Below are 12123 nucleotides of genomic sequence, written 5' to 3'. Positions count from 1 at the left end.
GCAGGCCTACATCGCAATCAAAGCTGATCCGCGCCGCGGACGGCGCGATAAGGAGCTTGGCATGAGCACCGTGAAGATCACCGACCAGTCCTTCGACCAGGACGTCCTGCAAGCCGGCAAGCCCGTGCTGGTGGATTTCTGGGCCGAATGGTGCGGGCCCTGCAAGCAGATCGCCCCGGCTCTCGAGCAGATCTCCGAGGAACTGGCTGGCCAGGTGACGATCGCCAAGCTGAACATCGACGACAATCAGATGACCCCGTCGCGCTACGGCGTCCGCGGCATCCCGACCATGATGCTGTTCAAAGACGGCCAGATGACCGCGATGAAGGTCGGCGCCATGCCCAAGGGTAAGATTCTGGAATGGCTGACCGAAGCCGGTGTCTCCGCGGCCTAAGTCGAACGAACGCCTTCTCCCCTGTGGGGAGAAGGACGTTAAAGCCTAGGTTGGCCAGGTCTCGGGGCTGAGCGCCAGGACCTCGCCGGCGAAGTGCAGGCCGCCGCAGACCAGCACGTGGGGCGCAGGTCCCGGCGCAGCGAGCGCGGCCTTCACCCCAGCTTCGACGCTTTCCACCACCACCGCATCAAGCCCCGCAGCCCGCGCCGCCTCGACGATCTCAGCGGGCTGGGCGGCGTTGGGCGAGTCGAACGTCGTCGCATAGACCGTGGGCTTCAGTGCGGCGAACGGCGCGAAGAAGCCGCGGGCGTCTTTTCGGGCGAACATTGCTGAGACCAGCCCCAGCGGCCGCCCGTCGCGGGCCACCAGACGGCCTGCAGCCTCGGCAAGGGCGCGTCCGGCATGCGGATTATGCCCGCCATCAAGCCATAGGTCCGATCCCCGCGCCTCAGCGAGCTTGCCCAGCGGACCCTTTCGCAGGCGCTGGAAGCGGGCCGGCCAGATCGCCCTCGCAACACCGTCAAGAGCCGCCTCATCCAGCTTCGGCGCCGGCAGCGTGGCGATCGTCGCCACCGCCAGACCCGCGTTGTCGAACTGGTGACCACCGAACAGCGAGGGCGCCGGCAGGTCAAACAGCTGGTCCGGCATCTGCACCAGCAGTCGACCGCGCTCCTCCCAGGCGTCGTAGTCGCGGCCCATCATCAGCAGCGGCGCGCCGAGCTTCTCAGCCTCGGCCTCGATCACCTGCGCGACCTCGACCATCTGGCGGGCCGACACCACCGGCCGTCCGGCCTTGATGATCCCGGCCTTCTCCCAGGCGATCTTCTCAATCTCGGGGCCAAGGAACTCCAGGTGGTCATAGTCCACCGGCGTGATGACGCTGACCGCCGGCGCTTCGAAGACATTGGTCGCATCGAACCGGCCGCCCAGGCCCACTTCGATGACGCAGAGATCCGCCGGCGTATCCGCAAATGCCTTGAGCGCCAGGACCGTGGTGATCTCGAAGAAGCTGATCGGCTGGCCGGCGTTGGCCGCCTCGATCTCTTCGGTGAGCGCCTCCAGGCGTTCGTCGGTGATCAGCGTCCCGGCGATGCGGATGCGCTCGGCGAACCGCACGAGGTGCGGAGAGGTCAGCACATGGACTTTGAGGCCCGCTGCTTCGCCGATGGCGCGCAGGTAGGCGGTGGTGGAGCCCTTGCCGTTGGTGCCGGCGACATGGATCACCGGCGGAAGCTTGCGTTCCGGATGATCGAGCGCCGCCAGCAGGCGTTCCGTGCGCCCCGTGGTCAGATCGATGAGCGACGGGTGATTGGCGCGCAGGCGCTGGATCACCGCATCGGATGCGCGGATCGGATCGTACATGCGGGCGGCCCCTGCCCCGAAATTGGAATCAGGCGGCTTTTGCGCGGCCCGCCGTCAGCGTCTTGAGGATCGAACCCAGCACCGCGGGAAGATCAGGCCGGCGCACGACCTTGTCGATCATCCCGCGCTCGATCAGGAACTCCGATTTCTGGAAGCCCGGCGGCAGGGTCTCGCGGATAGTCTGCTCGATCACCCGGCGGCCCGAGAAGCCGATGGTGGCGTTAGGCTCGGCGATATGGACGTCGCCCAGCATGGCGTAGGAGGCCAGTACGCCGCCCGTCGTCGGATCGCTGAGCACGACGATGTAGGGCAGGCCGGCCGCCTTGACCTCGTTCAGCGCCAGGGTCGTGCGCGCCATCTGCATCAGCGACAGGATGCCTTCCTGCATCCGCGCGCCGCCCGAGGCTGTGAAGATGATGAAGGGTACGCCGCGCTTCACAGCGGTCTGGGCCGCGCAGACGAAGGCCTCGCCCGCCGCCATGCCCAGCGACCCGCCCATGAAGGCGAAGTCCTGGACGCAGACCACGGCCGGCTGGCCCTGAATAAGGCCGTAGCCGATGCTGATGGAATCGGGCTCGCCGGTCGCCTTGCGGGCGGCTTTCAGGCGGTCGGGATAGGGCTTGTCGTCGGGGAATTTCAGCGGGTCTTCGGTAACCGAGGGCGAAGCGATGCGCTCATACTTGCCGTCGTCGAAGGTGAACTTCAGGCGGAGTTGCGTGCCGATTCGCATGTGGTGGCCGGACGGCGTCACCCAGAGGGCGCCCTCCAGGTCCGGCCGATAGATCATCTCGCCGGTGTCGGGGCATTTGACCCATAGGTTCTCGGGCGTTTCGCGCTTTGAGAAGGCGCCGCGGACGCCAGGGGCGATCCGCGAGAGCCAGCCGGTGCGCTCACGCGGCGGACGCTTGTCGCCGCCCTTATCGTTTCGTTGGTCAGCCATCGCCATAGGTATTGACCGCCTGATCTAGACCGTCGCCGCGGACCGCGCCGCGCGAACAGCCTGAGCCAAGGAACGCACTTTGGAAAGAACGGCGTTCGTCACGTCTTTGTTCATGTCCACTGCTTCGGCGACTTCGTCCACAAGCGCCGATCCCACCACGACGGCGTCAGCCACGCGGGCGATCTCAGCCGCACGCTCAGGGGTGCGGATGCCGAAGCCCACGGCCACCGGCAGGCCCGACGCACGGCGCACACGTTCGACGTTCGGGGCGACCTGGGCGGTGATGGCTTCCTTGACGCCGGTCACGCCTGCGACCGAGACGTAGTAGACAAAACCCGAGGTCCGCGCGGCGATCACCGCCAGGCGGGCGTCGTCGCTGGTCGGCGTGGCCAGGCGGATCAGGGAGACCTGCGCCGCGTCGAGAGCGTCGGCCAGGGGGCCGGCTTCTTCCGGAGGGGTGTCGACGATGATCATGCCGTCGACGCCGGCCTGGGCCGCGGCGCGGGCGAAGGCTTCGTAGCCCCAGCTTTCGATCAGGTTCGTGTAGCCCATCAGGATGATCGGCGTGGTCTGGTCGACCTCGCGGAACGCCGCGGACAGGGCCAGGGTGTCCTTCAAGGTGAAGCCGCTTCCCAGGGCGCGTTGGGCGGCCCTCTGGATCGGCGGGCCTTCGGCCATCGGATCCGAGAACGGGAAACCCAGCTCGATGATGTCGGCGCCGGCCTCCGGCAGGCCCTTCAGGATGGCGAGCGCAGTGGCCGCATCCGGGTCGCCGGCCATGATGTAGGGCACGAAGGCGGCGCGGTTCTCGACCTTGAGTGCGGCGAAACGGGCGTCGAGGCGGGCGGTGGTCAAATGGTGCGTCCCAGATGCGCGGCGACGGTGGCCACGTCCTTGTCGCCGCGGCCGGAGAGGTTCAGCACGACGATCCCGTCCTTGCCGACGTCGCGGGCGATCTCGCCCACGCGAGCGATCGCGTGGGCCGACTCGATCGCCGGCAGGATGCCCTCCAGCTCGGCCAGGAGCTTGTAGGCGTCCAGAGATTCGAGGTCGGTGGCTGTGAGGTACTGGGCGCGGCCGACGTCATGCAGCCAGCTGTGCTCGGGGCCGATGCCGGGATAGTCCAGGCCCGCCGAGATCGAGTGGGCGTCGAGGATCTGGCCCTCGTCGTTCTGCAGCAGATAGGTGCGGTTGCCATGCAGCACGCCTGAGCGGCCGCCGTTGATGGCGGCGGCGTGCAGGCCGGTCTCCATACCTTCGCCAGCCGCCTCGACGCCGTAGAGCTTGACGCTCTCGTCGCTGAGGAAGGGGTGGAAGATGCCGATGGCGTTCGACCCGCCGCCCACGCAGGCGACCACGGCGTCGGGCAGCCGACCTTCCATCTCCATCACCTGCTGGCGCACCTCGTTGCCGATCACCGACTGGAAGTCGCGGACCATGGCCGGATAGGGGTGCGGCCCCGCCGCCGTGCCGATCAGGTAATAGGTGTCCTCGACATTGGTCACCCAATCCCTGAGCGCCTCATTCATGGCGTCCTTGAGGGTCGCCGACCCGGCCGTCACCGGCCGGACTTCCGCGCCCAGCAGGTTCATGCGGAAGACGTTCGGCTTCTGTCGCTCGACGTCCACCGCGCCCATGTAGACGACGCAGGGCAGGCCGAACCGCGCGCAGACGGTGGCCGTCGCCACGCCATGCTGGCCGGCGCCGGTCTCGGCGATGATGCGGGTCTTGCCCATCCGCATGGCCAGGAGGATCTGGCCCATGCAGTTGTTGATCTTGTGCGAGCCGGTGTGGTTGAGCTCCTCCCGCTTCAGATAGATCTTCGCCCCGCCGAAATGCTCGGTCAGGCGGCTGGCGAAGTAGAGCGGGCTCGGGCGGCCCACATAGTGGGTCAGGAAGCTCGAAAGCTCAGCCTGGAACGCTTCATCGGCCTTGGCGGTCGCATAGGCTTCGCCCAGTTCCAGCACCAGCGGCATCAGGGTTTCCGGCACAAAGCGACCGCCGTAGTCGCCGAAGCGACCGGCGTTGTCGGGGAAGGCGGTGAAGTCGTTGGGGCGCGAGGGCGAGGTCAAGGTCATCAGCTCTTCAGGCGCGGCGCACAGCGTCCAGGAACGCCGTGATCAGGGCGGGGTCCTTTAGGCCGGGTCCGCGCTCTACGCCAGAGGAAACGTCGACCAGCGGGGCGCCCGACAGCGATGCGGCCTCGGTGACGTTCCACGGATCAAGCCCGCCGGCCAGGAACCACGGCCGCTCAAACCGCCGGCCGGACAGAAGACCCCAGTCCATTGTCCGCCCCGATCCGCCAGGCAAAACGGCGTCTATCGGCGGTTTGGCTTCGAACATCAGATGCTCGACGACGGTCTCATAGGCCCGCGCGGCGTCAAGATCGGCGGCGGCGCTTATCGGCACGGCCTTGATGACGCCCACGCCCATGCGCACCCCCAACTCGCGCGCCCGGGCCGGGGTCTCACGCCCGTGCAGTTGGACAAGATCGGGCTTGAGGATCTGGGCGATGCGCTCGGCCTCGGCGTCACTTGGATCGACCATCACGGCGACGATCTTCGCCGGCCCGCCCCTTACGGCCCGCGCAAGCCGCTCAGCAGCCTCCGGCTCCAGGTTGCGCGGACTCTTCGGGAAAAACATGAAGCCCAGCCAGCCTGCGCCGCCCGCCAAGGCGAGTTGAATCGCCTCGGGGGTCGAGACGCCGCAGATCTTCGCTTTCAAAGGCATCGTCGCCACTCACGCCACCCCTGCAAATATAGGGTGTCAGGCCTTCGTCTTCAGGAGGTCGCGGATTTCGGTCAGCAGGATTTCCTCTGTGGTCGGCGCGGGCGGCGCGGCCGGCGCAGGATCTTCGGCCTGCTTGCGACGCATGATGTTCACCGCCTTCACCGCCAGGAAGATCACCCAGGCGACGATGATGAACTTGATGCAGCTGTTGAGGAACAGGCCGTACTGAATCGCCACCAGTTCGCTGTCCGGGGTCGCCGCATCATCGGCTTTCAGCACCCACATCAGCTTGGAGACGTCGACGCCCGACAACAGCAGGCCGATCGGCGGCATCACCACATTGTCGACCAGCGCCTTGACGATGTCATTGAAGGCCGCGCCGATGATCACGCCGACCGCCAGGTCGATGACGTTGCCGCGCGCGATGAACTCGCGGAATTCGGCGAAGATCGAGGTTTTTTCAGCGTCAGCCATGGCGCGTCTCCTTAAACCAAGCCTGGAACATAGTCGATCGACAGGCCATGTCGCCCCCGGTCGATCACTCGCTGAGGTTCAGCCTTTGGCGAAGCTCCTTGCCGCTCTTGAAGAACGGAACGTGCTTGGCCTGCACGTCGACGGGCTCGCCGGTGCGCGGATTGCGGCCGGCGCGTGCGTCGCGTGACCGCACCGACAGCGCGCCGAAGCCCCGCAGTTCCACGCGGCCCCCGTCTTCAAGCGCCTGGATCATCCGCTCCAGCACCACGCCGACCAGACGCTCGATATCCCGCTGCGTCAGGTGCGGGTTTTCCTCCGCCAACCTGGCGATGAGTTCAGACTTTATCATCCCCGCTTACACGTCCCCCGCCCGCGCTGCCGCCTGCATCGATCGAACGCCGGCTTAAGCGGACCAGACCATGGAAGACTCGCGCGGGGGTTTCAAGCGCAGGACACGAAAAAGCCCCGCCCGGCGGACCGGACGGGGCTGTTCGCCGCCTATGGATGCGGAATTATTAGTCTTTCTGGGCCTTTTCGCGCAGGGCCGCACCCAGGATGTCACCGAGCGAGGCGCCGGAGTCCGACGAGCCGAACTGCTCGATGGCTTCCTTTTCCTCGGCCATTTCCAGGGCCTTCACCGACAGGCCGACGCGACGCGCCGCCTTATCGACGTTGGTGATCTGGGCGTCCAGGCGATCGCCGACGGCGAAGCGTTCCGGGCGCTGGTCGGCGCGGTCGCGGGAAAGATCCGACTTGCGGATGAAGGCCGTCATCGGGGCTTCATCTTCGCCGAAGCGCACTTCGATGCCGCCCGAGGTGACTTCCGTCACCGTGACCGTCACCGTCTGGCCCTTGCGGAAGGTGTCGCCTTGCAGCGGGTCGCCGGCCAGTTGCTTGATGCCCAGGCTGATCCGTTCCTTCTCGACATCGACGTCGAGAACGCGGGCCTTGACCTGCTCGCCCTTGGTGTAGCGGGCGATGGCTTCTTCGCCCGGCGCCGCCCAGTCGAGATCCGACAGGTGGACCATGCCGTCGATGTCGTTTTCGAGGCCGATGAACAGGCCGAACTCGGTGGCGTTCTTGACTTCGCCTTCAACGACCGAGCCGATCGGGTTGGCCGCCACGAAAGCGTCCCACGGATTGGCGGTCGCCTGCTTCAGGCCGAGCGAGACGCGACGCTTGGACGGATCGACGTCCAGCACCACGACGTCGACTTCCTGGCTGGTCGAGACGATCTTGCCGGGGTGGACGTTCTTCTTGGTCCAGGACATCTCCGAGACGTGCACCAGGCCCTCGACGCCGGCTTCCAGCTCCACGAAGGCGCCGTAGTCGGTGATGTTGGTGATGCGGCCGGTGAACTTCGCGCCGACCGGATACTTGGCTTCGACGCCGTCCCACGGATCGGACTGCAGCTGCTTCATGCCGAGGCTGATGCGTTGCGTGTCCGGGTTGATCTTGACGATCTGGACCTTCACCGTGTCGCCGACCGCGAGCACCTGGCTCGGGTGGTTGACGCGCTTCCAGCTCATGTCGGTGACGTGCAGCAGGCCGTCGATGCCGCCCAGGTCCACGAACGCGCCGTAGTCAGTGATGTTCTTGACCACGCCTTCGCGAACTTCGCCTTCCTGCAGCTGGCTGACCAGCTCGGTGCGCTGTTCGGCGCGGGCTTCTTCCAGGATGGCGCGACGCGAGACGACGATATTGCCGCGCGGGCGGTCCATCTTGAGGATCGCGAAGGGTTGTTCCTTGCCCATCAGCGGGCCGACGTCGCGCACGGGGCGGATGTCGACCTGGCTGCCCGGCAGGAAGGCCGAGGCGCCGCCGAGATCGACGGTGAAGCCGCCCTTCACGCGGCCGACGATGGCGCCCATCACCGGCTCGTTCTTCTCATAGACGCCTTCAAGACGCGTCCAGGCCTCTTCGCGGCGGGCCTTGTCGCGGCTGATGACCGCTTCGCCCATGGCGTTCTCGACGCGCTCGAGGAAAACCTCGACGTTGTCGCCGACCTTGAGCGTGACCTTGCCGTCTTCGCCGGCGAATTCCTTCACCGAAACCCGGCCTTCGGTCTTCAGACCGACGTCGACGATCGCGAAGTCCTTTTCGATGGCGACCACGATCCCGTGGACAACCTGACCCTCCATGAAGTCGCGGCCGCCCATGGACTCGTCGAGCAGGGCGGAGAAATCGTCGCGGGAGGGATTGAGGCTCATATCGTCAGCCATAGTGTTCTTTCGTTCCGAATGACGTGAGGCCCCGACGGCGCGCCGTCAGGCTGAAACCCACATCGGGTTAGGGGTTGAACCGAAGGCCGAGCCGGAGCTCGAACTCAAAATGAAATCGCCCGCAGCCGTACGAGGGGGAAGGCGCGGTTGGATTTGCGGGCCAGGCCGCCCATCCCTTATCGGGAGGCTTCCCAGCGGGCGCGCGCCGCCTCGACGATGCGGCGGGCCGCATCGGCGGCCTGGTCTATAGTCATTTCCGAGGTGTCCAGCAAGACAGCGTCGGCGGCGGCCCGCATGGGCGCGGCCTCCCGGCCTCCGTCGCGTTCGTCGCGCTTGCGGATGTCGGCCAGGACGTCTTCCAGGCTGACCTGTTCGCCCTGGCCGGTCAGCTGGCGCCAGCGACGCTCAGCACGCACCTCGGGACTCGCCGTCACATAGAGCTTGGCGGGCGCATGGGGCGCGATCACCGTGCCGATGTCCCGGCCGTCGAGGACCGAGCCCTGGTCCTGGCTGGCGAAGGTCTGCTGGAACTCGAGCAGCCGCTCGCGGACCTGGGGATGGGTGGCCACCCGGCTGGCCGCCTCGCCGGCGGCGCGGGTGCGCAGGCCCGGGTCGTCCAGCACGTCGGCGGTGATCATCAGGGCCTGGCAGGCGGCGGCCGGCACATCGTTGAAGTCCTGCCCCGCGCGCTGCATCAGGACGCCGACGGCGCGGTAGAGCAGGCCGGTGTCCAGATAGGGCAGGCCGAGATCGCGGGCGAGGCTCGAGGCCACCGTGCCCTTGCCCGACGCCGCCGGGCCGTCGACAGCCACGACGAAGGGCCCTTTTTCACGCCGGCCCATCAGACCGTCACGCGTCGCCGTCTTCGCCGGTCGCCGGGCCGGTCTCGCCTGCAAGGTCGGCGCCCAGGCCGCGCATCATGGCGACAAAGGTCGGGAAGCTGGTGGCGATCATGCCCGGCTCGTCGACGCTGATCGGCGCCTGGGCGGCCATGCCCAGGACCAGGTGCGACATGGCAATGCGGTGGTCGCCATGGGTGGTGACCGACGCCCCGCCGGCGACCTTGCCGTTGTGCCCGCAGCCCTCGACGATCAGGCCCGCAGGCTCTTCTTCGACGGTGACGCCACAGGCGGCCAGGCCCGCCGCCGTCAGCGCGATGCGGTCACTTTCCTTGACCCGCAGTTCGCCGATGCCGCGCATCACCGTGCGGCCTGAGGCGAAAGCCGCCGCCACGGCCAGGATCGGGTATTCGTCGATCATCGACGGGGCTCGGCCGGGCGGCACCTCGACGCCCACGAGAGCGGAGTATCGGGCAGTGACATCGCCGGTGGTCTCGCCGCCCTCGTCGCGGATGTTGCTGACCGACAGGTCCGCGCCCATCTCACCCAGGGTGTCGAGGAGGCCGATCCGCGAGGGATTCAGAAGCAGGCCTTCGACCGTGACCTCAGACCCCGGAATGATCAGCGCCGCCACCAACGGAAAGGCCGCCGAGGAGGGATCGCCCGGCACATGCACCGGAACGCCCGTCAGCTTCTGACCCGGCGGCAGGATGATGCGGCGGCCCGCGCCTTCTTCGACGACGTCCAGGCTCGCGCCGAAGCCGCGCAGCATCCGCTCGGTATGGTCGCGGGTGGCCTCGGCCTCGAAGACCTCAATGCCGTTGTCTGCGTTCAGGCCGGCCAGCAGCACCGCCGACTTCACCTGGGCCGAGGGCTCCGGCGGCTGATAGGCGATGGTCTTCAGGGCTCCGCCCTGCAACGCCAGCGGCAGTCGGCCGCCTGCCCGCGATCGCCATGACGCGCCCATCAGGCCCAGCGGCTTCAGGATCCGCATCATCGGCCGCCCCCGCAGGGACCTATCCCCCGTGAACAGGCTGACCATGTCGTAACCGGCCGCCGCGCCCATGATCAGGCGGACGCCTGTACCGGAATTGCCGCAATCCACCACATCGTCCGGCTCGGTCAGGCCGCCCTGACCCTCGATACGCCAGTGGCCTTCGCCCAGGCGCTCGACGCCGGCCCCGAAGGCGGCCATGGCCGCCGCCGTACGGCGCACGTCATCGCCTTCCAGCAGGCCCCTGATCTCGGTGGCGCCGGTCGCCAGCGCGCCCAGGATAAGGGCGCGGTGCGAAATGGACTTGTCGCCAGGCGCGCGCACACGGCCGCGCAGCGCGCCGCTTCGGGTCGCGGTAAGGCCGAACACCTCTTCCGCTGTGGTCATGAGCCCCGCCGCCATGGTCGAACGCGCCTTGCAAATCCCGCCTGCCGCCAGCCTCCCGCCAGCGGGGGAATGCTTTTGACAGCCGGTCTGGCGCGTGGCAAGGGACCGCGCTTCCGCGGGCTCGCTCTCGGCGAACGCCGCTCCCAAAGACAACGTCCCTTCCAAGAGGTCCGACCGTTGGCCAATCCCGAACTTGGTTCGAAACAGATCTGTCCGAATTGCCAGGCCAAATTCTACGACCTGGGCCGCCGTCCCGCCCATTGCCCAAAATGCGAAACCGACTTCGATCCTGACGAAGCGGTCCGCAACCGCCGGGTCCGCGCCCGTGCGATCACGCCTGAGCCCGATGAGGCCGAGGATGCGGTCGATCAGGTCAAGGCCCGCGACGAGGACGAGGACGAAGAAGAAGAGGTCGCTACGCCGGAACTCGACGAGGTGGTCGACGAGCCGCCGCTGGTCACCGACGACGAGGACGAGGACGGCGTCGAGCCAGCCGCAGCTGGCGGCGACGACCTGACCGAGTTCAGCGAGGACGACGAAGAAGTCGAGGACGAAGCCGACATGCCCTTCATCGAAGAAGATGAGGACGACGGCTTCGACGAAACCGAGATCGACGGTCTGCCGGAAGAGGGCGACGACGACCGTTAGGCGCCGATAAGACGAGCCCGTCGGATTTTTCCGTCCGGCGGGCTTGATCGCCGCATCCGCTTTGAATAGGTTCCGCGCCTTCCCGGCCCCCCAGCCACACCTGAGGGGCGTACCAGACGGGAATGCCTAGAAATATCTGGGGCTATAGCTCAGCTGGTAGAGCGCTTGAATGGCATTCAAGAGGTCAGCGGTTCGACTCCGCTTAGCTCCACCATGAAGGCCCGCAGCCACCGCTGCGGGCCTTCTCCATTTTGGACGCCCCTCTAGCGCCGGGCTGTGGGAGAGGCTGGTTGCAACCGCCCGTCCCAGTTCCCAAATAATCCTTACCCGGTCCGCCATGCCTCTTGTGGGTGGCGGTCCGGAGAGTCGCTTGAAGCAAGGACTCCTAAGGATGAATCGATCGATCCTCTTCGACAGCCCCTATCTCTTGGGCTTCGAACATACCCGCAGCCTGATCGAGCGCGCCGCCAAGGCCGCCGCTGAAGGCTACCCGCCCTACAATGTCGAAGACCGTGGCGACGGATCTCTGCGGATCACCCTGGCCGTGGCCGGCTTCTCGCCGGCGCAGTTGGATGTGACCGTCGAAGATCGACAGCTGACAGTGGCCGGCCGGCGCGAGCCGTCGACCGCGGCGGCGGGCGAGGATGCTTTTCTGCATCGCGGCATCGCCGCGCGCGGGTTCATCCGCAATTTCGTCCTGGCTGACGGCATGGTGGTCGGGAACGCGACCCTGGAGCACGGACTTCTTCACATCGATCTGTCTCGGCCACAGCCGGAACGGGTGGTGAAGCGGATCCCGATCCAGTCCGCGCGCTGAACAAACCTCAGTCCCGATGCGTTGAGTTTATGGAGGTGGTCATGATGACGCCCGTTTTGACGACAGAAGCTTTCGCCGCCCTGGGCGCGCCCAACCTTGTCTATGTGCGGCCTGTCTCGGCCGCCGAGATCATCGCCAGCGTGCCGTCGACCCAAATCGAGGGGTTTGACCTCAATCCTGACCAGACGCTCTACGCGGTGCATCGCGCCGACGGCGAACGCCTGGCCGTGCTCGGCGACCGGGCCTCGGCCATGGCCGCAGCCCTCGCCCATGAACTGGCGCCCGTCTCGGTTCACTAGCGCTCACCTCGAACGCG

14 protein-coding genes and 1 tRNA gene are annotated in these 12123 nt (G+C 67.0%); 5 read left to right on the top strand and 10 right to left on the bottom strand.

From position 1 onward, the window contains the following. The first annotated feature begins 61 nt into the window (after window positions 1-61). A complete protein-coding gene (gene trxA / locus BN1313_RS03330; RefSeq protein WP_091736579.1) occupies window positions 62-394 on the top strand; it encodes a thioredoxin in 333 nt (110 codons plus the stop codon). Between the two features lie 45 nt (window positions 395-439). Here the strand turns inward: trxA and BN1313_RS03325 are convergent, their stop codons facing one another. The 10 genes from BN1313_RS03325 to aroA all read right to left on the bottom strand — a co-directional run bounded on the left by BN1313_RS03325 (window position 440) and on the right by aroA (window position 10357). Continuing rightward, on the bottom strand, window positions 440-1756 hold the full coding sequence (locus BN1313_RS03325) for a bifunctional folylpolyglutamate synthase/dihydrofolate synthase (RefSeq protein ID WP_091736576.1): 1317 nt from the start codon (window positions 1754-1756) through the stop codon (window positions 440-442). A 28-nt stretch (window positions 1757-1784) separates the two neighbouring features. Continuing rightward, complete coding sequence (gene accD, locus BN1313_RS03320) at window positions 1785-2702, bottom strand: acetyl-CoA carboxylase, carboxyltransferase subunit beta (RefSeq protein ID WP_091736573.1); 918 nt, start codon at window positions 2700-2702, stop codon at window positions 1785-1787. 18 nt (window positions 2703-2720) lie between these two features. Then, on the bottom strand, window positions 2721-3551 hold the full coding sequence (gene trpA / locus BN1313_RS03315; RefSeq protein ID WP_091736570.1) for a tryptophan synthase subunit alpha: 831 nt from the start codon (window positions 3549-3551) through the stop codon (window positions 2721-2723). Continuing rightward, window positions 3548-4774, bottom strand: a complete 1227-nt coding sequence (trpB, locus tag BN1313_RS03310) for a tryptophan synthase subunit beta (RefSeq protein ID WP_091736566.1) — start codon at window positions 4772-4774, stop codon at window positions 3548-3550. Before trpB ends, trpA begins: the two co-directional genes overlap by 4 nt. A 7-nt stretch (window positions 4775-4781) precedes the next feature. After that, window positions 4782-5426, bottom strand: a complete 645-nt coding sequence (locus tag BN1313_RS03305) for a phosphoribosylanthranilate isomerase (RefSeq protein ID WP_091736565.1) — start codon at window positions 5424-5426, stop codon at window positions 4782-4784. A 36-nt stretch (window positions 5427-5462) separates the two neighbouring features. Continuing rightward, entirely contained in the window at window positions 5463-5900 is a 438-nt protein-coding gene (gene mscL / locus BN1313_RS03300; protein WP_091736562.1) for a large-conductance mechanosensitive channel protein MscL, read from the bottom strand. Between the two features lie 64 nt (window positions 5901-5964). Beyond that, on the bottom strand, window positions 5965-6249 hold the full coding sequence (locus tag BN1313_RS03295) for an integration host factor subunit beta (protein ID WP_091736560.1): 285 nt from the start codon (window positions 6247-6249) through the stop codon (window positions 5965-5967). Between the two features lie 166 nt (window positions 6250-6415). Beyond that, on the bottom strand, window positions 6416-8122 hold the full coding sequence (gene rpsA, locus BN1313_RS03290; protein WP_091736557.1) for a 30S ribosomal protein S1: 1707 nt from the start codon (window positions 8120-8122) through the stop codon (window positions 6416-6418). A 176-nt stretch (window positions 8123-8298) separates the two neighbouring features. After that, window positions 8299-8964 (bottom strand): (d)CMP kinase, encoded by a 666-nt coding sequence (gene cmk / locus BN1313_RS03285; RefSeq protein WP_091736554.1) that lies wholly within the window; start codon window positions 8962-8964, stop codon window positions 8299-8301. A gap of 7 nt (window positions 8965-8971) precedes the next feature. Then, the gene (gene aroA / locus BN1313_RS03280; RefSeq protein ID WP_425414986.1) at window positions 8972-10357 is read right to left on the bottom strand and encodes a 3-phosphoshikimate 1-carboxyvinyltransferase; all 1386 of its coding nucleotides are present in this window, start codon (window positions 10355-10357) and stop codon (window positions 8972-8974) included. Window positions 10358-10519: 162 nt separating this feature from the next. On the opposite strand from aroA, the gene BN1313_RS03275 reads away from it, so the two are divergent. From BN1313_RS03275 to BN1313_RS03260, 4 genes are all read left to right on the top strand, one after another. Then, window positions 10520-10990: a TIGR02300 family protein gene (locus tag BN1313_RS03275; RefSeq protein WP_091742226.1), complete on the top strand. Its 471-nt coding sequence runs from the start codon at window positions 10520-10522 to the stop codon at window positions 10988-10990. Between the two features lie 138 nt (window positions 10991-11128). After that, a tRNA-Ala gene (locus tag BN1313_RS03270) sits at window positions 11129-11204 on the top strand. Window positions 11205-11381: 177 nt separating this feature from the next. After that, complete coding sequence (locus BN1313_RS03265; RefSeq protein WP_091736551.1) at window positions 11382-11807, top strand: Hsp20 family protein; 426 nt, start codon at window positions 11382-11384, stop codon at window positions 11805-11807. A gap of 29 nt (window positions 11808-11836) precedes the next feature. After that, a complete protein-coding gene (locus BN1313_RS03260) occupies window positions 11837-12106 on the top strand; it encodes a DUF1150 family protein (protein ID WP_091736548.1) in 270 nt (89 codons plus the stop codon). Window positions 12107-12123: the final 17 nt, after the last annotated feature.

Source organism: Phenylobacterium immobile (ATCC 35973) (assembly GCF_001375595.1).
In the GTDB taxonomy this organism is placed as follows: domain Bacteria; phylum Pseudomonadota; class Alphaproteobacteria; order Caulobacterales; family Caulobacteraceae; genus Phenylobacterium; species Phenylobacterium immobile.
This window is presented reverse-complemented; position numbering and strand designations above follow the sequence as displayed.